16 protein-coding genes and 2 tRNA genes are annotated in these 21,343 nt (G+C 41.8%); 6 read left to right on the plus strand and 12 right to left on the minus strand.

Going from position 1 to position 21,343, the window contains the following annotated elements:
- Window positions 1-361 precede the first annotated feature (361 nt).
- Both BM386_RS23105 and BM386_RS23110 read left to right on the plus strand, forming a co-directional pair.
- A complete protein-coding gene (locus tag BM386_RS23105; protein WP_091698493.1) occupies window positions 362-1,087 on the plus strand; it encodes a tetratricopeptide repeat protein in 726 nt (241 codons plus the stop codon).
- A gap of 41 nt (window positions 1,088-1,128) precedes the next feature.
- Window positions 1,129-3,687 carry a M1 family metallopeptidase gene (locus tag BM386_RS23110; RefSeq protein WP_091698495.1) on the plus strand — a complete coding sequence of 853 codons (2,559 nt, stop codon included), beginning with the start codon at window positions 1,129-1,131 and terminating at the stop codon, window positions 3,685-3,687.
- Here the strand turns inward: BM386_RS23110 and BM386_RS23115 are convergent, their stop codons facing one another.
- Both BM386_RS23115 and gap read right to left on the minus strand, forming a co-directional pair.
- The gene (locus BM386_RS23115) at window positions 3,688-4,308 is read right to left on the minus strand and encodes an LON peptidase substrate-binding domain-containing protein (protein ID WP_244545606.1); all 621 of its coding nucleotides are present in this window, start codon (window positions 4,306-4,308) and stop codon (window positions 3,688-3,690) included.
- Window positions 4,309-4,420: 112 nt separating this feature from the next.
- The gene (gap, locus tag BM386_RS23120; RefSeq protein ID WP_091698500.1) at window positions 4,421-5,425 is read right to left on the minus strand and encodes a type I glyceraldehyde-3-phosphate dehydrogenase; all 1,005 of its coding nucleotides are present in this window, start codon (window positions 5,423-5,425) and stop codon (window positions 4,421-4,423) included.
- A gap of 249 nt (window positions 5,426-5,674) precedes the next feature.
- Between gap and BM386_RS23125 the strand changes: the two genes are divergently transcribed.
- Window positions 5,675-6,547, plus strand: coding sequence for a S1 family peptidase (locus tag BM386_RS23125; protein ID WP_091698503.1), 873 nt, complete (start codon window positions 5,675-5,677; stop codon window positions 6,545-6,547).
- Window positions 6,548-6,675: 128 nt separating this feature from the next.
- Here BM386_RS23125 and BM386_RS23130 read toward each other — a convergent pair whose 3' ends face one another.
- The 5 genes from BM386_RS23130 to BM386_RS23150 form a co-directional block, all read right to left on the minus strand.
- On the minus strand, window positions 6,676-8,907 hold the full coding sequence (locus BM386_RS23130) for an NADP-dependent isocitrate dehydrogenase (RefSeq protein WP_091698506.1): 2,232 nt from the start codon (window positions 8,905-8,907) through the stop codon (window positions 6,676-6,678).
- 192 nt (window positions 8,908-9,099) lie between these two features.
- Window positions 9,100-9,897: an amidohydrolase gene (locus tag BM386_RS23135; RefSeq protein ID WP_091698509.1), complete on the minus strand. Its 798-nt coding sequence runs from the start codon at window positions 9,895-9,897 to the stop codon at window positions 9,100-9,102.
- Complete coding sequence (gene def / locus BM386_RS23140; protein WP_091698512.1) at window positions 9,894-10,448, minus strand: peptide deformylase; 555 nt, start codon at window positions 10,446-10,448, stop codon at window positions 9,894-9,896. Before def ends, BM386_RS23135 begins: the two co-directional genes overlap by 4 nt.
- On the minus strand, window positions 10,445-10,858 hold the full coding sequence (gene ruvX / locus BM386_RS23145) for a Holliday junction resolvase RuvX (protein ID WP_091698514.1): 414 nt from the start codon (window positions 10,856-10,858) through the stop codon (window positions 10,445-10,447). The genes def and ruvX overlap by 4 nt, the downstream gene beginning before the upstream one ends.
- The gene (locus tag BM386_RS23150) at window positions 10,858-11,616 is read right to left on the minus strand and encodes a hemerythrin domain-containing protein (protein WP_091698590.1); all 759 of its coding nucleotides are present in this window, start codon (window positions 11,614-11,616) and stop codon (window positions 10,858-10,860) included. Before BM386_RS23150 ends, ruvX begins: the two co-directional genes overlap by 1 nt.
- A 169-nt stretch (window positions 11,617-11,785) precedes the next feature.
- On the opposite strand from BM386_RS23150, the gene BM386_RS23155 reads away from it, so the two are divergent.
- Together BM386_RS23155 and BM386_RS23160 are read left to right on the plus strand one after the other, a co-directional pair.
- Complete coding sequence (locus BM386_RS23155) at window positions 11,786-13,438, plus strand: S41 family peptidase (RefSeq protein WP_091698517.1); 1,653 nt, start codon at window positions 11,786-11,788, stop codon at window positions 13,436-13,438.
- 137 nt (window positions 13,439-13,575) lie between these two features.
- Window positions 13,576-14,007 (plus strand): VOC family protein, encoded by a 432-nt coding sequence (locus tag BM386_RS23160; RefSeq protein ID WP_244545607.1) that lies wholly within the window; start codon window positions 13,576-13,578, stop codon window positions 14,005-14,007.
- 60 nt (window positions 14,008-14,067) lie between these two features.
- On the opposite strand, the gene BM386_RS23165 is transcribed toward BM386_RS23160, so the two are convergent.
- Window positions 14,068-16,026 carry a M1 family metallopeptidase gene (locus BM386_RS23165; protein WP_091698522.1) on the minus strand — a complete coding sequence of 653 codons (1,959 nt, stop codon included), beginning with the start codon at window positions 16,024-16,026 and terminating at the stop codon, window positions 14,068-14,070.
- 157 nt (window positions 16,027-16,183) lie between these two features.
- Here BM386_RS23165 and BM386_RS23170 point away from each other — a divergent pair, with 157 nt between their 5' ends.
- On the plus strand, window positions 16,184-18,010 hold the full coding sequence (locus BM386_RS23170; protein WP_091698525.1) for a TonB-dependent receptor plug domain-containing protein: 1,827 nt from the start codon (window positions 16,184-16,186) through the stop codon (window positions 18,008-18,010).
- A 100-nt stretch (window positions 18,011-18,110) separates the two neighbouring features.
- On the opposite strand, the gene BM386_RS23175 is transcribed toward BM386_RS23170, so the two are convergent.
- From BM386_RS23175 to BM386_RS23190, 4 genes are all read right to left on the minus strand, one after another.
- Window positions 18,111-18,185: transfer RNA gene (locus tag BM386_RS23175), tRNA-Val, on the minus strand.
- Window positions 18,186-18,228: 43 nt separating this feature from the next.
- A tRNA-Val gene (locus tag BM386_RS23180) sits at window positions 18,229-18,303 on the minus strand.
- Between the two features lie 146 nt (window positions 18,304-18,449).
- Window positions 18,450-19,994 (minus strand): L-piperidine-6-carboxylate dehydrogenase, encoded by a 1,545-nt coding sequence (amaB, locus tag BM386_RS23185; RefSeq protein ID WP_091698594.1) that lies wholly within the window; start codon window positions 19,992-19,994, stop codon window positions 18,450-18,452.
- Between the two features lie 63 nt (window positions 19,995-20,057).
- Window positions 20,058-21,083, minus strand: coding sequence for a DUF4421 domain-containing protein (locus tag BM386_RS23190; protein ID WP_091698528.1), 1,026 nt, complete (start codon window positions 21,081-21,083; stop codon window positions 20,058-20,060).
- Window positions 21,084-21,343 lie beyond the last annotated feature (260 nt).

Below are 21,343 nucleotides of genomic sequence, written 5' to 3' on the forward strand. Positions count from 1 at the left end.
TGAGCTACGGAATCATTTACTCTATATTCTTATGGTGAATCGTTATCCACCTCTATTATAACTCTTGGATCAGTACCAGTACCCTCCCGATAAAATCGGGATGCTCTACCAGCTGAGCTACGGAATCATTTACTCTATATTCTATAGTGAATCGTTATCCACCTCTATTATTTCTCTTAGATCAATACCAGTACTCTCCCTATAAAATCAGGATGAACTACGGAATCATATTGCTCTGAAAATTTTCAGAAATTTTAACCATAAAATGGTCACTTAAAACCTTTCAAATTGACTCCTTGGCCTTGCTTTTTGCCAGATCATTGCCGTAATTGGACTGCAAAAATAAGGGGACAAATTTTAAATGCCAAACGTGAAATCAATCTTTCTCACAAAACTTTTGATATTTTTATCGATATCTCTACAAAGTATTCATTGTCAAGCAGATGTAATTGACCTAAATAAAGCAGATTCTTTGTTCAATGCGAGAAGCTACAAGGAAGCAATGGAAATCTATGATTCTAACTACCAATCCGGAGTTTATTCACCTGCCATGCTGCTGAAAATGGCTTTCATTTCTGAGGGTATAGGCGACAACGAACGAGCAACGCTTTATCTCAGCAAATACTATGACCTAGATCCGAACCCACAGGCCATTACAAAAATCAAAAGCCTTACCGGTCAGAGTTCATTGGTAGGATACGAAGTGAGCGATGGGCAGCGCTTTTTAATATTTCTCACCGAATATCAAGAATACATTGTGGGAGCCTTGGCTATTTTCCTTGTCTTATCCATAATCGCAAGCTGGATAACGGGACGCAAATCAGAAAAGACTCAGACTTTCTGGCCGACCATATTACTAATCGTCCTGATATTCGCGGCAAATAACTTCTTAAATGGCCCTCGTACGGGACTAATCACCAGCAGCCCAACATTTATTGTCAGCAAACCTTCAGCTGGAGGAGAATTGATCGACATGGTGGAGCCAGGACATCGAGTTCACATCAAATCCAACAAAGACATCTGGTATGAGGTAGAATGGAAGGACAAAAGTGCCTTCATCAAAAAATCCGACGTAACGCGGATGTAATTCAGCTTGCTAATCTTCCAAAAGATGCTGATTGTTGAGACATGAAAAACCTCTTGTTGCTTTTTGGAATCGCCTTGCTATTTACTTCCTGTGAAAAACCAGTTTCAGATGCACATTTCTACGATTCTGGAATTTCTTCTGAACTGGCCAAATTCAGAAAGCAGCAAGTATCGGATATTCATTACAATTTATCTTTTGATATCCCTTCGGAAAAGTCGGAGAAAATAAATTCCAACTTGCTGCTGGAAGTAGAAATTTCTGATCTATCCCATCCATTGATTTTAGATTTTCATGAGGAAACGTCACATCTACTTTCTCTCAAGGTGAATGGAAAGTCATCCGAAATCGACCATCGAGACCAGCATTTGATCATAGCAAAGGAATTGCTGGTAAAAGGTCCTAATTCCATTGAAATTGAATTCATCGCCGGAGAGCTATCGCTTAACCGGAATGAGAGTTTTCTTTACACCCTGCTTGTGCCAGACCGAGCCAGCACGCTTTTCCCTTGTTTTGATCAGCCAAATCTGAAGGCAAACTATACGCTGAATATCTCAGCTCCGAAAAGCTGGAAAGTCTTAGCAGGCAGCCCCGAAATAGCTTCTGAAGAAAACGGAGAGTTTATCACTCATCGCTTCGCTAAGTCAGATATGATGAGTACCTATTTATTCTCATTTGTGGCAGGAGAATTTGAGGAAGCAAAGTCTGAATCTGACTTCCCACAAACCCTGCTTTACAGGGAAACAAACCCTGAAAAAATTGAAGCTTCTATCCCTGAGCTTTTCATTTTACATCAAAAGGCAAAAGAATTTTTAGAGGAGTACACTGCCTACCCTTTCCCATTTCAAAAGCTAGATTTTGCCACCATCCCCATTTTCCAATATGGCGGAATGGAACATGTGGGAGCCATCCAATACCGGGAATCCTCGCTTTTCCTGGACGAAAATGCCACCGATTCAGAATTGCTTAGCAGAGCAAAACTAATAGGACATGAAACCGCCCATATGTGGTTTGGAGATTTGGTGACTATGGATTGGTTTGAGGATGTCTGGATGAAAGAGGTTTTCGCAAACTTCATGGCTGGGAAGCTCGTCAACCCGACTTACCCCGAGATCAACCACGAGCTATCTTTTCTCACCAATCACTACCCTTCTGCCTATGGAGAAGACCGCACGAAAGGAACGAATCCAATTCGGCAGAATTTAGCCAATCTGAAGGACGCTGGATCCCTTTATGGAAGTATCATTTACGACAAAGCTCCAATCATGATGCGGCAGCTAGAAACAGTCATGGGAGAAGCTGCATTTCAAAACGGCATTCAGAAATACATCAAGACATACGCAAACGGAAATGCCGATTGGAATGCCCTTGTAGAGATTTTGGATGAAAACACTTCAATGGATCTTCAGCAATGGAGTGAAGTCTGGGTAAATCAGTCAGGCAGACCTATTTTTTCCGACAAAATCGAACTTGGCAAAGACGGGACAATCAGCTCCTTTGTAATAACTCAAAAAGCTGAAGATGGATCGGGTAAAGTTTGGCCACAGCTATTCGATATCACCTTTTTCTATGAAGGCGAAAGTAAAACGTTTTCTGTCGCCATGAAGGATAAAACGCTGGATCTGAAAGAAGCGATTGGTCAACAACAACCTTCAGCTATTCTTTACAATAGCAATGGCCTAGGCTATGGTGTTTTCCCTATAGATCAAAGCTCACTTCCTCAAATCACTTCGCTTCCAGATGAAGTAATGCTAGGGCAATCCTACATCAATTTGTATGAAAATACCCTCTCAGGTAACATTGCTCCAATTCTGGCTTTTGAAACTTTTCAAAAAGGAATTGCAGCAGAGCAAAATGAGATCCTTGCACGCTTGATTTCTGGAGAACTCAACAATATTTTCTGGAACTTCCTAACCGAAGAGCAAAGGGAGCAAGTTTTACCTGCCTTGGAAAACCAACTTTGGAACCAAATGCAACAGGATCTTCCAACTAATTTGAAGAAAACAATCTTCTCTCTTTATAGCGGAATCGCCTATTATCAAACTGGTTATAACCGACTTTATAACGTCTGGAAAAAAGAAGTTGAGATCAAAGACCTGAAACTGAACCCAGACAATTTCACCAGTTTGGCAATGACTTTAGCACTTTATGGTCACCCAAAAGCAGATGAAATACTGACTGAGGAGAGAACCAGGATTAGCAATCCTGACAAACTTGATCGATTTGACTTTCTCCAGCCTGCCTTATCTCAAATTGAGTCTGAGCGAGATTCCCTCTTCGAATCATTCAAAGAAGCAACTAACCGTGAAAAAGAATCTTGGGTGCTAGCTGCCTGTGGATACATACATCATCCTTTGCATCAAAAGTCAGCGATCAAGCATCTCCCTTTAGCGCTAGCGCTTTTAGAAGACATTCAGAAGACTGGGGATATCTTCTTCCCTAAAAGATGGGCTTCTGCCACCGCAGGGCAATACACATCGCCAGAGGCGGCTAAAATCGTCTCAGATTTCCTAAATCAAAACCCAGGCTACAACCCTATCCTGAAAAACAAAATTTTACAGTCAACGGATGATTTGATGCGAATGCAATCCATCCATCAATAATTAGAAATCTAAAGGATCAAGGTGCTTAAAATGGCCATTTAGCTTAATTTTCTCTTTGGCTTGCTCAGCAGCTTGTAGAGCGGGAATGATTCTTTTGAGATGTTTGATGAGAAATTCGGTTCTTTTTTCCTCAGAAGGAAGTTTGATCAACTCTAACTCCTCTTCCAGTTTGAGTCCGATTTTGTGTGAAAAAGAATACGAATCAACATCAGCTGGATTGAAACTCACATCATAACGCAACAAATGGAGCATTTCCCGCAGGTAAAAAATATACTCATGATGTAAAAAATCCGGGACTCTGAGATCATCATCTAGCCACTCAATAGCGCCCGCAGCATATTCTTTGCCTGGCGAAGGATTATCAAAGGTGGCTATTTTGAAAACCCGCTGGCCAGTAGTACTAATATCCATTCTGCCGTCGTCATATCTCATATGGATCGCCCCTAACTTCACTTCCGTACCGTACCCAGAAAGCTGATCAATAAAAGTACAGACTCCAAATGTCAGATTTCCTTCCTCTACATCCTTGATCAACTCTTTATATCGAGGCTCAAATATGTGAAGATTAAGCTCCTCTCCGGGAAAAACGACTAATTTCAATGGAAAAAAAGGAAGAATCATGGGCATGCTTTTTTTAATACAACAGGCTTAGTCCTGATTTTTGTTTTCATCATTAACGAAAAAAGCCGATCCTAAGATCGGCTTTTGTGTATTTTTTGAGAATTACTTCTCCTTATTTGCTAGCAATGAAGCTTACCAAGTCAATTACTTTATTAGAGTAACCCCACTCGTTGTCGTACCAAGAAACAACTTTCAAGAACGTGTCAGAAAGCTGGATACCTGCACCTGCATCGAAGATAGAAGTTCTAGGATCTCCCAAGAAATCGTTAGAAACCACATCATCTTCAGTATATCCAAGAACACCTTTCATAGTAGTCTCAGAAACTTCTTTCATTTTAGCACAAACTTCTTCGTAAGTAGCTGGCTTTTTCAATCTAACTGTCAAATCGACAACAGAAACATCTGGAGTAGGAACTCTGAATGCCATACCAGTTAATTTACCGTTAAGCTCAGGAATTACTTTACCTACTGCTTTAGCAGCTCCAGTAGATGAAGGAATGATGTTCTGACCTGCGCCACGTCCACCTCTCCAGTCCTTCGCAGAAGGTCCGTCAACAGTTTTCTGTGTTGCTGTAGTTGCATGAACTGTAGTCATCAAACCTTCTTCGATTCCCCAGTTATCATTCAATACTTTGGCGATTGGAGCCAAACAGTTTGTAGTACAAGATGCGTTAGACACGAAAACCATGTCAGAAGTGTAAGAATCTTCGTTTACACCCATTACGAACATCGGCGTATCATCTTTAGATGGAGCAGACATTACTACTTTCTTTGCACCTGCATCGATGTGACCCTGAGCAGTTTCTTTAGTCAAGAAAATACCAGTTGATTCGATTACATAATCAGCTCCTACTTCACCCCACTTAAGGTTAGCTGGGCTTTTCTCAGAAGTAACACGAATGCTATTTCCATTCACTACCAATGCGCCGTCTTTTACCTCTACAGTACCTTTGAAGTTACCGTGAGTAGAGTCATACTTAAGCATATATGCCATGTAGTCCACGTCGATCAAATCGTTGATCGCTACTACTTGGATATCTTCTCTTTCTTGTGCAACTCTGAACGCCAAACGTCCGATTCTACCGAATCCGTTGATTCCAACTTTAATCTTGCTCATATTTATTTTGATTTGAGTATAGGTTTGATTCCTAAAAACCCCTTTATAGGGTATGCCACTTTTGGCTAAAAATCCCTGAGGGATGGCTAAGTTATTACATTTATTTGGCTAGCCCAAACTATCTGTTGAGGCTCGTCAAATCTTCTTGTATTCAATCGATTTCGGAGAAAAATAATTCCATAAAAATTCTGAAAAAATCAGTTTTACGATGCTTTTGTCTATTTTGAAGCCTTAAATAAGCAATTTTTGATGTTCGAAAAAGCAATTCTCGAAACCGCCGGCTACACCCGAGCCATTCATTCTATCTCCAGAAAATTTGGAAGCACTCAAATCGAAAGAGGTGCCGCCACTCTTTTTTTCGTCAATCAGGAGGGATATGCCTTGACCTGCAAACATGTAGCGCAATGGCTATCTCAGGCAGATCAAATCAATCAGAAATACAACACATTCCTTCAGCAAGGCAAAGAATTAGGGGGAGGACAGCGCTCAGCATTGGCAAAAAAGCTAGGCCTAAAACCCGACTCCACCTCAGAAATGCGAATCACTTTTGTGGATTGCGTGGATCAGATCAAAAATATGAAGTTTTTCCTTCACCCGGAATACGACTTGGCCTTGATCAAATTCGAAGGCTTCGAAAAGACCTTATTTACCAACGTTCCAAAATTCAAAAAAGACCATACAGACATCAACCCTGGCGCGATGCTTTGCAGACTTGGATTCCCCTTTCCTGAATTTTCCAACTATCAATTGAACACTCAAAACCAGTGTTTGGAATGGGCCGAAAGCGGAAACAAGCGATCGCCTAGATTCCCCATCGAAGGCATGCTTACCCGGTTTCTGGGAGACAAAAACGGCAAAGTCTATGGAATGGAAATGAGCACCCCTGGACTGAGAGGTCAAAGTGGCGGACCACTGTTCGATTCCACTGGAAAAGTCTGTGGTATGCAGAGCCGCACAAAACATTTACACTTAGGGTTTGACATCGAAGAAAAAGCAATCATCGCCCATGGCAAAGCCAAAAAAGTGAATGACTATGCATTTATCCATTTGGGTGAATGTATTCACGTCTCAGTAATCAAGGAATTTATGCGGGCGAATGGGGTGAGTTTTGAGGAGGAATGATTGGATTTCGGATTTTTGATATCGGATTTCGGATTTCAAAAATGCAAGATTAATGTTGCCATAGTCTCACCATAATCAAAAAAAGCCACCCGATTCCTCAGATGGCTTCACTTGTTTCTAGTTTTTCATTAAACCAAAGTTGTCAAAATATCATTCAACGTAGCGCTTGGTCGCATCGCTTGAGAAGCTAGTGTTGCGTCTGGTCTAAAGTATCCACCAATATTTAGAGTAGTACCTTGAGAACCATTCAGTTCATCCACTATCGTAGCTTCTTGTGCCTCTAGTGCCTGGGCCAATGGAGTGAATTTAGCCTTCAATTCCGCATCCTTATTTTGCTCGGCAAGTGCCTGAGCCCAATAAAGTGCCAAGTAGAAATGACTTCCTCTATTGTCTAATTTTCCAACTACACGAGCTGGGGATTTGTCATTTTCTAGAAATTTACCAGTAGCAAGATCTAAGGTCTCGCCTAGTAACAAAGCTTTGTCATTATGGAAAGTTCTTCCCAAATGCTCCAATGAAACTGCCAACGCAAGGAATTCACCCAAAGAATCCCAGCGTAAGTGACCTTCAGTCACGAATTGCTCCACGTGTTTAGGCGCAGATCCACCAGCTCCGGTTTCGAACAATCCTCCACCGTTCATCAATGGTACAATAGAAAGCATTTTGGCAGAAGTACCCAATTCCAAAATCGGGAACAAATCTGTCAAGTAATCTCTCAACACATTTCCAGTAACAGAAATCGTATCCATTCCTTCTTTTATCCTAGCCAAAGATAGATTTGTCGCCTCGACAGGAGAAAGGATAGAAATCTCAAGTCCTGTTTGGTCATGGTCAAGAAGGTATTTATTTACTTTTTTGATCAATTCAGCGTCATGCGCTCTATTTGGATCCAACCAGAAGATGGCAGGAGTATCAGAAAGTCTTGCTCTGGTCACAGCCAGTTTCACCCAGTCCTGAATCGGCGCATCTTTCGTCTGGCACATTCTCCAGATATCTCCAGCTTCCACAGCATGAGAGAAGATTTCGTGATTGTTTTGATCCAACACCTTCACCGTCCCAGCATAAGGAACTTCAAAAGTTTTATCGTGTGAACCATATTCCTCTGCTTTTTGAGCCATCAAACCTACGTTTGGCACAGAGCCCATCGTCGATGGATCGAATGCTCCATGAGCTTTGCAGAAGTTGATTGTAGCTTCATAAACCCCAGCATAAGATCTATCTGGAATTATCGCTTTGGTATCCTGAAGTTTACCTGCCTTGTTCCACATCTGACCGGACGTTCTGATCATCGCTGGCATAGAAGCATCGATAATCACATCACTAGGCACGTGAAGATTGGTGATTCCTTTATCAGAATTCACCATAGCCAAGTCTGGGCTATCGGCAAGACAGGCTGCGATATCAGCTTCCACTTCGGTTCTTTGAGGAATAGAAAGTTTATCCAGATTAGAGATCAAATCTCCAAATCCATTATTCACATCAATTCCTGCTTCATTGAATGTAGCGATATGCTTCGCAAAAACAGGCTCAAAAAACACCTTCACAGCATGGCCGAAGATGATAGGATCTGACACCTTCATCATCGTAGCTTTCATGTGAATGGAGAAAAGAACACCTTGCTGCTTTGCCTCAGCTTTAGCTTTTCTAAGAAAAGCCGTCAAAGCTGCAATGCTCATAGTAGCAGCATCAACCACTTCTCCAGCCTGAAGTTTCAAACCAGATTTAAGGATTTCTTTATTGCCATCAGCGCCATGAAGTTCAATGGATACCACTGTTGCATCAGCCAAAGTGTGAGATTTTTCACTTCCGTAAAAATCACCCTCAGTCATGCTATCCACGTGTGATTTGGAATCTGCAGACCATTTACCCATGGAATGCGGATGCTTTCTAGCATAGGCTTTCACTGCCTGAGGAGCTCTTCGGTCGGAGTTTCCTTCACGTAGAACAGGGTTCACAGCAGAACCTTTGATTTTATCGTATTTGCCTTTTATGGTTTTTTCTTCGTCAGTTTTTGGCTCCTCTGGATACTCAGGAAGAGCATATCCTTGCGCCTGAAGTTCCTTGATCGCAGCCTTAAGCTGCGGAACAGAAGCTGAGATATTCGGAAGTTTCACAATGTTCGCTTCTGGAGTTTTCGCGATATCACCAAGCTCTGCAAGGGTATCTGGAAGCTGCTGCTCAGGAGTCAAAAATTCCGGGAAATTGGAAATAATTCTTCCGGAAAGAGAGATATCACGTGTTTCCACTGATACTCCTGCGGACTTAGTAAATGCTTCTACTATTGGTAATAGGGAATACGTGGCCAAAGCTGGTGCTTCGTCAGTCAGCGTATAAAGGATTTTTGGAGTTTGGTTACTCATGGTTTTAGTAATTCAAAAAGACATGTTATACCCTGAGGCTTCAGTTGACCTACGTGAGGTCAGATCCATTTCAAACTGTAGTTGGATTGGAAAAAAGAGGAAACAGGGTCTTAAAATATGGAGGCTAAAATACGGAAAATATCCTTGTTTCAAATTCCACTTACATAAAGTAAGAATCCTTAACGGGTTAACTTATTGGATTGAAAAATTATCAGAATCCATCCAAGCCGGAAACTTCTCCCGGTAGGAATCTAAAGCTTCTCTATCTAAAGTGATTATGCTGATTTTCTCCTTCTCACCCAGAAACTCAAGCGAATTTCCTTTGAAATCATAGGCAGCAGAATGTCCATTGTACATTATCCCGTTACCATCTTCTGCTACCCGATTAACACCGATAGAATATGCTAGATTCTCAATAGCTCGTGCCGGCAACAGCGCATCCCAGGCTGAAACTCTCGCTGCCGGCCATGATGCTACATAGAAAATAAGGTCATAGGCTAATTCACCGTCGATCATTCTATTTCTAGACCAAATCGGAAACCTAAGATCGTAGCAAACTTGTGGGCAAATTTTCCAACCATTCAACTCAAAAATCGGCAATCTATCTCCGGCTGAAAATGATTGATCCTCATCTGCCATCCGAAAAAGATGACGCTTATCGTAATGCTGGATCATCCCATCAGGACTCACCCATAGCAGGCGGTTGTAATATTTTCCGTCAACCTGGATGATCGCACTTCCGGTGATTGTAACATTCTTTTGTGAAGCCATCTGTCGCATCCACTTGCATACATTCAGATTCATTGGCTCAGCCAACTCTGCGGCATCCATGCTAAATCCTGTCGGGAACATTTCCGGAAGGATAATCAAATCTACTCCATTTTCTATCTCCCACATTTTCTCTTCCAGCATCGCCAGATTGGCCACCTTATCTTTCCAATAAAGTTTCGTCTGTACCAGTGCTATGTTGAGTTGGGGAGATTTTATCATTTGAGAGGATAAATCATGCGGTAATCTGTGGAAATTTTGCCTTTGCTGACGTCGATCAATTTGGATTTCACCAAGCGTTTTTTGAGTCCCTTCAAGTAATCTACAAATAGAATCCCTTCCAAGTGATCATACTCATGCTGAATCACGCGAGCAGTCATTCCAGAGAATTCTTCTTCCTTCAGATTCCAGTTTTCATCGTAGTATTCGATGGTCAATATTTCAGGGCGGGTAATTTCTGCGCGAACCTCGGGAATACTCAAGCAGCCTTCTTCGAAGCTGTAATCATCCCCATATTCATCCAATATAATTGGATTGATAAATGCACGACGAATCCCGACTTCTTCATCCTCCTCATCTAGCATTAAGGTACTATCAATCACAAATAGACTAATTCCCTGATTGATTTGAGGTGCTGCGAGACCCACGCCACTGGCATTGTCCATCGTAGCAAACATATTTTTGATAAGCTCATCGAGCTCGGTTCCTTCGGTAATTTCCTCAGCTTCTTTTTTCAGAATAGGGTTACCGTAAGCAACTATTGGGTAAATCATTGTCTTTCTAAATAGGATTGTAGAATAATCGCCGCACTCACCTTGTCTAGGTTTCCGGCTTTTTCTTTTCTGTCTTTCTTTTTACTTCCCATGGAAATCATGCTCTGCATGGCCATTTTAGAAGTGAACCGCTCATCGACGAGTTCTATTTTTTTATCTGGAAAAGCTTTCGAGAGCCTGTCCTTCATAGTAATCACTTTTGGGGTCATTTCGTTATCCTCACCATTCAGCCGAGTTGGATAGCCAAGAACCAAGGTATCCACCTCTTCTTTTCCACAATAACACTTGAGGTAATCAAGCAATGTCGAAGTCTCAATAGTTTCGAGTGGATTAGCCAACATTTTCAAGGTATCGGTAACAGCCAGGCCGGTTCGTTTGGTTCCCAGGTCAATTGCGAGTATTCTGGGCATCAGTTTTTTCTGGTTATTTTTTTGAACTGGCGCAAAGCTTCTCTTTCTAGCTCTACAGCTTTGGGAAAAAGGAGTTCGTCTTCGATTTTGGCATGAATTCTAAGCTCTTGCTCAAAGTTCTGCAATTCATGATACAACACTTTCATGGTCAGTGGAGCATCTTCCTGCAATGAATAATCGGAGGTCAATTTCCTGATACCTTCCATCTCATCGTCATGAATCTCGTGCTGGTCAGCCAGCATATGGATAGGGTCTCTCTGCAAAATGGTGATCGCATCCGTCAATGAGAATCGATTTTCCTCGATGTCCTGAAGCAATTCTATTCTCTTGAATAGGCGACTTTCTTCCTCATGGATGTGGTGGATAAAATCCTCCACAAAAAGCGGAAACATAATCCGAAGATCAGCCATAAGGCTAGCGTAACGAGGCTCAGGATTGATTCCAGATATGATATTTGAAAGAAAAGGCAATTCTTGCCGCACAAAATAATAGTGCTTTTTCTTCAAATAAGCCACCAATACTTCGATAGGGTTCAGGTAAAGTTCCTCTGTAGTAGGTTCCTTGCGCTGTGCCCAAGATTCCAGCTCTATTATCAGCTGACTCGAGTGAACTTTATGTTTTTTGCAAACCACCTGCAGCGATTCAGTAGGATACTGATAAAAGCTGATTCCGAAATAATGAAGCACCGAAGCAAAGACGTAGTTTTCAGAAACTAAGTCTCCCACAAGTGCCTTTTCAAAATCATTCGCAGTTCGCATCTTGCAAAAATAATTTTTTTTAACAGAAAAAAGGGGAATAAATTGAGCCATTATACTGCGCCCTCGTATAAACATTTGCAACCTTTATCAAAAGTCCCTTCTATTAGAGGAGGAAATTGGGTAATTTACGTTAACAATAAAGAAATATAACCAACTGAAAGAGAAAGTCGTGAGCGAGACAAAAAACACTAAATCCCAAATCAGACTCCCAATAATATTGGCATTAGCCATATCAGCTGGGATATGGATTGGGGCCACTTTTGCAGAGCCAAAAGGAAATCAAAATGATCTTAGAGCTGCACTTTATAAGCTCCAAGAAATAATGACTTATGTCAACAGAGATTATGTGGACAGCGTCAATTCAAATGAATTAATCGAATACGGCATCAATAAGATGCTTGAACACCTAGATCCGCACACCAGCTACATTCCAGCAAAGGATGCTTCAATTGCGCAATCCCAACTTGATGGAGAATTTGACGGAATTGGAGTTGAGTTTGGAATCATTCGAGATACTATATATGTGGTAGCTCCATTGACCGGTGGACCTTCTGAAGCTCTTGGTATTCAATCTGGCGATCAGATCATCAAGGTTGACGGCGAAAACATGGCGGGCGTGGGCGTGACCAACCGGGATGTGTTCGAGAAACTACGTGGACCAAAAGGTTCTGTGGTAGTCGTGGACATGAAGCGTAAAAATCAGAAGGATCTAATCGAGTACAAGATCACGCGTGACAAAATCCCTCAATACAGTATCAATGCATCTTATATGGTGAACGATGAAATAGGTTACATCAAAGTTACCCGTTTTGCTGCCACTACTTATGATGAATTCAAAGAATCCGTAGCCGATTTGAAGAGTAAAGGAATGGAAAAATTGGTCATCGACCTTCAAGGCAACCCAGGCGGATACATGGGAGCTGCGATTAATATGGCCGATGAGCTTTTAGGTGGAAAAGCACTGATAGTTTCTCAAGAGGGGAAAGTAGATCAGTACAATCAAAAAGCTTTTGCTTTCAAACCAGGTTTATTTGAAGAAGGCCCAGTTATCGTTCTTGTAAACGAAGGTTCTGCATCGGCTTCTGAGATTCTTGCTGGCGCAATTCAGGATAATGACAGAGGATTGATCGTTGGTAGAAGATCCTTCGGAAAAGGCTTGGTTCAAATGCCGATTGACCTTTCTGATGGAGCTGAACTGAGACTGACTATTGCAAGGTACTACACCCCTTCTGGCCGCTCTATTCAAAAGCCTTACGATGCGGATTATGAAGCTTATGAAAGAGACTGGGTGGACCGTTATGAACATGGGGAATTTTTCTCAGCCGACAGCATCAAGTTCAATGACAGCCTGAAATACGAAACGGTAAAAGGACGTACTGTCTATGGAGGCGGAGGAATCATGCCTGATTATTTCGTACCGTTAGATACTACCATGTCATCGGCATACGTAAGTAGGCTTTTCAACTCCGATTCAAACCGTGAGTTTGTTCTTGATTATGTAAATGAGAACAAGTCCAAATTTGAAAACATGACTTTGGAGCAGTATTACACAGACTTCACCGTCAGTGATGCGATGCTAAATGAATTGGTGGAGTATGGCAAGAAAAATAAGGTAGAATTTGACGCAGCCGATTTCAACAAGTCAAAAGATTACCTCAAAATACTGGTAAAAGCGCACTTAGGGCGTCAGCTTTATGACGACAGCGCTTTCTACAAAGTAGTCAATGACATCAACGAGGTATATCTTCAAGCCATCAAGCTTTTCGACGAGGCGGAGAAAATAGCTTTGGCAACTGATCTTCATGAAGAAGAGGAAGAGTAAAATCCCTTAAGAATAGAATATATATGAAAGCACTTGCCATGGCGAGTGCTTTCTTTTTTAATGTCGATTTATATTTCAATCCATTCTCAAAAACACTAACATTAGGCAATAAAAATCACTAACTGATCCAAAATCCGATGAAAATTTTATTTACCTTTTTATTACTTGGAATTACCATGAGCACCTTTGCACAGATCAAAGTCAACCATATCGCTGTCCACGTGAGTAACCTGGAAGAGAGTAAGGAGTTTTACCAGAAAATAGTTGGTTTAGAAGAAATCGAGGAACCTTTTAAAGACGGTCTCCATGCCTGGTACAACATAGGTGGAGGTGCGGCGCTACATATTATAGAAGCGGCGAATGTACCTACGCAAATCTCCAAAGTGAATCACCTTTGCTTCAGCATGAAAGACATGGATGCCTTTATCAAAACCTTAGAGAATACTGACTATCCATTTGAGAGTTGGTTGGGTGAAAAAGGAAAAGTGACGATACGAGTTGATGGAATTCGCCAGATTTATATTCAGGATCCTGATGGCATGTGGTTGGAAATCAACGATGCTTATTGAAATCAAAAATCTGTCAAAAAGCAAAAATGCCCAGAAACTAAGTCTGGGCATTTTTATTACTTATTTTTCATACAGTGCCTGTGGCCAGCTGTCATTTCCAAGATTCACATCCGGAAGCAGCTTATCAGGATCAATTACTACTCCCGACACTTTCTTGTCAGTTTTCAGCAGGTAATTCCATGTGTCTCCACGCTGCCAGATCTCAACAGGAAGCATTTTGCGCTCAGTTGTACCGTCATCGTAAGTAACTTCCATCAATACCGGCATCGGCATATCACCTTTGTTTGCCAAAACTACTACGTAGTTACCAGCATAAGGAACTACAGCGCTTACTCCCAAATCGATGTTGCCTGTTCCGTAGAACCATCCCTGCCAAAACCATGAAAGGTTTTCTCCAGCTACATTTTCCATATGATTGAAGAAGTCTGAAGGCTGAGGATGCTTATATGCCCAGGTTTTGATGTAAGATTTGAATGCATTGTCAAACCGATCATGACCGAGAATATATTCACGAAGCATCAACAAGCCCATTGCAGGCTTGTTGTACGCCAACATTCCCAAATTTGAAATATTCACTACATCTGGATAGGTATCAATTCCTTCTCTAGTCTCGCTTGTGAAGAAATTCACATATCTACGGGTTTCATTCAGAGTGGATGGATATTCCCCATTGTTGAATTCCAAAGTGCTATAATGGTTGATAAATGTATTGAAGCCTTCGTCCATCCAAGCGTAACGACGCTCGTTGGTGCCAACGATCATCGGGAACCAGTTGTGTCCAAACTCGTGGTCAGTCACTCCCCATAGATCTTCTCCTTTGGAATTGTAGCTGCAGAAATTCAAGCCTGGGTACTCCATTCCGTTGATGTCCGCCGCCACGTTAGTAGCTGAAGCGTAAGGAAATTCGAACCACTTTTCAGAATAATGCTCGATAGAAGCCTTGCTGTATTCAGTTGATCTTGACCACGCTTCTTCACCATTTGATTCTTTAGGATAAACCGATTGAGCTAAGATCTTTTTTCCGCTAGGCAAATCGATTTTGGCAGCATCCCAAATAAATGCTTTGGAACTAGCAAAAGCTATATCACGGCTGTTTTGGATGGCAAAGTGCCAAGTTACTGTTCCGTCTTGCTTTGGTCTGGTCAATTCAGTATTTCCAAGCTCATCTGCAGTGACCAACATCACAGTAGTATCACTTTCCTGAGCTTTTGCGTAGCGATCCTGAAGTTCCTTGCTTAGCACTTCTTTTGGATTCAAAAGCTCACCGGAACCTACCACGATATGGTCATAAGGCACAGTCACTTTGTAATCAAAATCTCCATATTCTAGGTAAAACTCGCCAGCACCCAAATAAGGCTCAACATTCCATCCTTCGATGTCGTCAAAAACGGCTACCTTAGGATACCACTGAGCGAAAGCATAGATCCAACCATCTTCCACCTCTAATCTCCCCATTCTATCCATTCCATCAACAGGAACTTTGAATGAAAAATCCATAGAAACTGTAGCTGTACCGCCTTTAGCTGGAATTGGCTCATTAAACCAAACTTGCATTCTAGTATCCGAGACGATGTGCTTTGTAGAAACAGATCCTTTTGAACCGACTTTGGCCTGAAGGTTAGCAATGTCATACCCTCCATCCACATCGCCATTGTAGCGGTTGCCTTGGATCGGAGTAGTCAACGTTCCACGGGAATCCTCAGTAAACCTGTTTTGCTCCATCTGCATCCAGATGAAATCAAGATTCTCAGGGCTGTTATTGGTATAGGTAAGGGTGATGTTTCCTGAAAGAGTATGAAGGGAATCATCCAATGTTACCGCAATCTGATAATCGGCTTCGTTTTGCCAGTATCCTAGATTTGGTTTACCGGAGGCAGATCTGGTATAAGTCCCCTTCCGGTTGATAAACTCTCCAAATTGTTCCTGGTTATTCTCTTTTACTTCTTGAGCAAAAGAATTGCTGACTCCTGCGAGCATGGCTCCTGCAAAAAGCAGCTTAACTATAATTTTCCTGCGCATACTATTTATTTGATTTAGTTTCAAAAGTAAGTATTGCTATTCTAACCTCCTTTATATTTTACATGAGATTCGCCCTTTAACGAATTTTTAGAAATATCTCATTATTGGAAAAAGCATATTTTCAGTCCACTTTTGGGTTACTATTTACGATCAACCCATGCAAAAACTAGTACTACTTGTGTCTTCATTGGCGTTTTGTCTAAGCGTAAATGCCCAAACAGACACTACTACCCAAGATTTAGGAGAGGTCTTGATCCAAGAAAACAGGATCCAGTTGCCCTTTTCAAAACAGAGCAGAAACATCTCACTAATCAGTAAGCGCCAGATAGAAACTACGCCTGCCAGAAGTTTGGCAGAAGTATTATCCTTCGTACCGGGAGTAGATGTCCGGCAGCGGGGTGTCACTGGCGTGCAATCAGATATTAGTATCCGTGGAGGTTCTTTTGAGCAAACGCTGATGCTCTTAAACGGTATCAAACTTAGTGATCCGCAAACTGGACATCACATGATGAACATCCCTGTGCCGCTGGTGAATATCGATCGAGTGGAAGTCTTGAAAGGCCCAGCTTCAAGAATTTTTGGTCAAAATGCGTACGCAGGAGCAATCAATGTGATCACGGAACTGAGCGATAACAAGTATGCAAGGGTCCAAGGCTATGCCGGAGACTTTGGGATGAAAGGACTCAACTTTGCAGGCTCTCTTCCAATGGGAAACTACAAACAAAATCTGGCTGTCTCCTACGATGATTCCAATGGACATTGGTACAATTCCGACTATCAAGTGAGTAATATATTCTACGAGGGCGGACTTGACATCAATGAAAGAAATGAGCTAAAAGGCATGATTGCCTATACCGACAGAAGCTTTGGTGCCAATGGCTTTTACTCCAGTGCCTTTCCAGACCAGTGGGAAAGTGTACAGACTACACTTGCTTCTTTGAGCCATACACTTAATCTGGACAACTTTTACTTAAACACACGCGGTTACTTCAGAAGAAATCAAGATGAATATGTACTCAGGAGAGATGAGCCGGAATTCTACCAAAACTTCCACACCACTGACGTTTATGCTTTGGAGGCAAATGGGTCTTTTCAGAGTATGCTTGGGAAGACAGGCTTTGGACTAGAAACTAGAAAGGAAGCCATCGAAAGCACAAATCTTGGCAACCATGATCGGGTATTATCCGGGATCTTTCTGGAGCAACTAGTTACGATTGGAAAAAAAGCAGATCTAAGAGCTGGTGTATATTCCAACTATTACTCAGAATACGGCTGGAAACATTTCCCCGGAGCTGAACTTGGTTTCCAAGCGACAACGGACCTTAGACTTTATTCAGGCTATGGAATCAGCTACAGAATCCCGACTTACAACGATTTGTACTACGTTGGCCCAACCAATATTGGAAATGACAACCTTGTCCCTGAGCAAGCTCAAAACTTCGAAATCGGAGCAAAATGGTCTAAATCAGGCCTATTCGCAGAACTGGTCTATTTCAACAGAAGCACCGATAATTTGATCGAATGGACCAGGCCTGATGCAAACACACCTTGGCAACCACAAAATTTCAGTGAAGTGAAATTCAATGGAATCGAGGCTTCATTAAATTATAGAGTTAGCCCAAATGGCAAAACTTTACACATCAAGGAGTTTAATCTTTCCTATAACTACATAAATGCTGATTTGATCAATCAGCCTGGTATCGAAACCCGCTATGCATTGACGGCTTTGAAAAACCAAGTGATCGGAGGAGTATTGATCGGAATAGGTCAAAAGCTGGAATGGAACACTAAGATGAGAAATGTGGAGCGAATGAATCAGGATCCTTATTTCCTGTTGGATATGCGTGTTGACTACAATAGAACAAGCAAAATCGGATTCTTTGCCGAAGCATCCAACATTACGGATACAGATTATATGGAAGCGGGAACTGTACAGATGCCAGGGCGCTGGTTTAGGGCAGGTTTTATGTTGAATTTCGAATAATGGCACTATTTTCCTAAGCGAAAAAAGACTGCTTCAGAAGGATTGAAGCAGTCTTTTTTTGGACAAAAAAAATCCCGAATAAGTTATCCGGGATTGAATGTGGGAGTTGAGGGATTCGAACCCCCGACCCTCTGCTTGTAAGGCAGATGCTCTGAACCAACTGAGCTAAACTCCCAAGAAATATAATTTACTCACTTTTGAGCTTTGTTAATAAGATGTGGGAGTTGAGGGATTCGAACCCCCGACCCTCTGCTTGTAAGGCAGATGCTCTGAACCAACTGAGCTAAACTCCCATCTTTGTATCCCTTTCCGTTCGTAAGGGAATGCAAAGGTAATTTCTATTTCCTCTTAAGCAAATACATTTCGAAACAACATATCTAATTCATTGAAAATGAGTAAGAATATTTACAAAATATTTTCTAAAGAAATGATTAGAGCTTCAAATATCAAACTTAATCCCCTGCGCCAACGGCAAGGTGGACGAGTAATTAATTGTATTTGTCTGGCGACGCATGTATGCTTTCCACGCATCAGATCCTGATTCGCGACCTCCCCCGGTTTCTTTTTCACCTCCAAAGGCCCCTCCTATTTCTGCTCCTGAAGTACCGATATTGACATTGGCAATACCGCAGTCAGAACCAGAAACTGCAAGAAATGCTTCAGCTTCCCGCATATTAGTGGTCATGATCGCTGAAGATAAACCTTGAGGCACAGCATTTTGAAGCCTGATCGCTTCTGCTAAAGTCTTGTATTTAATCAAGTACAGGATCGGCGCAAAAGTCTCGTGCTGCACGATCTCGAAATGATTTTCTGCTTCATAGATTGCTGGCTTCACATAGCAGCCAGACTCGTATCCTTCACCACTTAGCACTCCACCTTCTACCACTACCTTCCCTCCTTCTTCTTCAACTTTTTCTATAGCTGCCAGATACATGTTTACCGCATCTTTATCGATCACGGGACCTACATGATTTTTTTCATCCAATGGATTCCCTATTACGAGTTTGCCGTAAGCAGAAGAAAGTCTCTTTTTGACTTCTTCGTAAACATTCTCATGGATAATCAATCGGCGAGTACTCGTACATCTCTGTCCTGCTGTTCCGACTGCGCCAAATAATGCTCCTCGGATTGCCATATCCATATCAGCATTTTCAGTGATGATAATTGCATTGTTTCCTCCCAATTCCAACAGAGACCTACCTAATCTCCTTCCAACTGACTCGGCTACTAATTTACCCATGCGAGTGGAACCGGTCGCTGAAACGAGTGGAATTCTCGCATCATTTGACATCAACTCTCCTACCTTGTAATCTCCATTGACCAAAGAGCAAATACCCTCTGGCATTCCATGCTTTTCAAAAATCTCTCCTGCAATTTGCTGACAAGCAATACCGGAAAGCGGCGCTTTTTCAGAAGGTTTCCACACACAGACATCCCCACATACCCAGGCCAAGGCAGCGTTCCAGGACCAAACTGCCACAGGGAAATTAAAAGCTGAAATAATCCCCACGATTCCCAAGGCATGCCATTGTTCGTACATCCTGTGTCCTGGACGCTCGGAATGCATGGTCAAGCCATAAAGTTGTCGTGAAAGCCCAACCGCAAAATCACAGATATCAATCATCTCCTGCACCTCTCCTAGTCCCTCCTGATAAGACTTCCCCATTTCATAGGAAACGAGCTTACCTAAATCTGCCTTCTTTTCACGCAGAGCATTTCCGATTTCCCGAACGATTTCTCCTCGCTGAGGTGCCGGAACTTGTCTCCAGCGTTCAAATGCGATCTGTGCCTGCGAAATAACTTGCTCATAGACTTCTTGATTGGTAGCTTGGGTTTTACCTATCAACCTTCCATCAGCCGGTGAAAAAGACGAAAAAGATGATTCACCGGAATCGATCCAATTGACTCCAGTAGAGGCTCCTAAGTTTTCAGGCTTAATGCCTAATCTCTTCAAAGATGCTTGAATTCCGAATTGATCTTCCATTGTATTTGGGTTTTTCATGCGTTAATAGCCCTGTCAAATGCGATTTGTATTTAGGCCAATAATTTACTCTTTTATGATAATTCGAACAGGGTTCACTTTGTTGAATTTTTTCTTAAAACTCTTTCCTGCGTAAATTTTGTATATAAAATTAATTCTGTAGTCTCCCGTATTTACTGCCTGATCATACGGTCCTCCCTTGATCAGATTAAGGTTTTTATAGACATAGCTCGTCGTAACGGCAAACCGAGGACCATTATACCCGAAGAAACCACGTAGATAATAGGTAGGAGCGCCCCCCCATTCTTTGCGTTCCTCCACATTTCTCCACTTGGTATATCCTCCACTCAGATTTACAGCTGCAACCCCCGTCAAATAAAAATTCTTCCAAAAAACCCAAGTTCCTGCCATTCCAGCATTAGGACCTGCCATAAAATAACTTGCCCGGTCAAAATTAACTAAATCAGTCTCCGGATTGACAGGCAATAGCAATGAATCACCCCGCATATTTCCTCCATATCCTTCAAAGCCTACGAATGGAGAATAGGCTGATTTTTTTTGGATGGAGGACTGGTTCCAGGCTGCCGCAATGGACAGTTTGTCTCCAAAAAACAAGTAATTCATATTGATTCCCAAAGACATTTGACGCAAATCCTCTCTTAGGTAATCTTCGTCGGAATAAGTCCTGTTTTCCGCATTTATCTTATATCCGTTGTAAAATTGCCCAAAGAAATCTACAATAACCTTAGGTGCATAGATGTGAGACTGCAAATCCAAATTCCCCGGCCAATCACCTATTTTATCGGGATAAAGAAAACTTACTGGAAAAGAGGCATTAATAGTAAGATCCTGATAGGTAAATCCTAGCCCCATTTTCAATCCAGTATTAGGAACCAACGTGTATCGCTCATTTGATTCAGGCGTTTTAGCTACTATTCTAGTGTATTTTCTACTGAAAAAAAGCCTGGACGCCAACACATCACGCGTGCTTTCCACATACGTGGAGTCGTATTGAAGCTTCGAGTTTTGAGCAAAAGACTTACTACTGCACAGGAACACAAAAAACACTAGTAAAATATTTACTCGAATCATAGTTGGTGAGGAAATTCGCAAGCCGAAAGTTCACTAAAAATTACTCAAAAAAAAATCCGAACCGTAGTCCGGATTTTTTCTGAAACAGGTTGAGGTAGAAAAATGGATTAGTGTTACAATCCGCGTTTGAAAAAGTCAAATACTATTGAAAAGTTGTTTAATCACCAGATTAAAGTTATGAACTTCAGCTAATTAAACAAATTATTGTTTGGATTTTTTAAGCCCAACCAAAATAAACTTGCCAGCAATTACCCTTTATA

It is taken from the genome of Algoriphagus locisalis, from assembly GCF_900116615.1.
GTDB lineage: Bacteria > Bacteroidota > Bacteroidia > Cytophagales > Cyclobacteriaceae > Algoriphagus > Algoriphagus locisalis.

What these genes read in the sequence shown, in the direction of transcription:
- BM386_RS23105 (WP_091698493.1), top strand. Translation starts at nt 362, where the DNA reads ATGCCAAACGTGAAATCAATCTTTCTCACAAAACTTTTGATATTTTTA.
- BM386_RS23110 (WP_091698495.1), top strand. Translation starts at nt 1,129, where the DNA reads ATGAAAAACCTCTTGTTGCTTTTTGGAATCGCCTTGCTATTTACTTCC.
- BM386_RS23115 (WP_244545606.1), bottom strand. Translation starts at nt 4,308, where the DNA reads ATGATTCTTCCTTTTTTTCCATTGAAATTAGTCGTTTTTCCCGGAGAG.
- gap (WP_091698500.1), bottom strand. Translation starts at nt 5,425, where the DNA reads ATGAGCAAGATTAAAGTTGGAATCAACGGATTCGGTAGAATCGGACGT.
- BM386_RS23125 (WP_091698503.1), top strand. Translation starts at nt 5,675, where the DNA reads ATGTTCGAAAAAGCAATTCTCGAAACCGCCGGCTACACCCGAGCCATT.
- BM386_RS23130 (WP_091698506.1), bottom strand. Translation starts at nt 8,907, where the DNA reads ATGAGTAACCAAACTCCAAAAATCCTTTATACGCTGACTGACGAAGCA.
- BM386_RS23135 (WP_091698509.1), bottom strand. Translation starts at nt 9,897, where the DNA reads ATGATAAAATCTCCCCAACTCAACATAGCACTGGTACAGACGAAACTT.
- def (WP_091698512.1), bottom strand. Translation starts at nt 10,448, where the DNA reads ATGATTTACCCAATAGTTGCTTACGGTAACCCTATTCTGAAAAAAGAA.
- ruvX (WP_091698514.1), bottom strand. Translation starts at nt 10,858, where the DNA reads ATGCCCAGAATACTCGCAATTGACCTGGGAACCAAACGAACCGGCCTG.
- BM386_RS23150 (WP_091698590.1), bottom strand. Translation starts at nt 11,616, where the DNA reads ATGCGAACTGCGAATGATTTTGAAAAGGCACTTGTGGGAGACTTAGTT.
- BM386_RS23160 (WP_244545607.1), top strand. Translation starts at nt 13,576, where the DNA reads ATGAAAATTTTATTTACCTTTTTATTACTTGGAATTACCATGAGCACC.
- BM386_RS23165 (WP_091698522.1), bottom strand. Translation starts at nt 16,026, where the DNA reads ATGCGCAGGAAAATTATAGTTAAGCTGCTTTTTGCAGGAGCCATGCTC.
- BM386_RS23170 (WP_091698525.1), top strand. Translation starts at nt 16,184, where the DNA reads ATGCAAAAACTAGTACTACTTGTGTCTTCATTGGCGTTTTGTCTAAGC.
- amaB (WP_091698594.1), bottom strand. Translation starts at nt 19,994, where the DNA reads ATGGAAGATCAATTCGGAATTCAAGCATCTTTGAAGAGATTAGGCATT.
- BM386_RS23190 (WP_091698528.1), bottom strand. Translation starts at nt 21,083, where the DNA reads ATGATTCGAGTAAATATTTTACTAGTGTTTTTTGTGTTCCTGTGCAGT.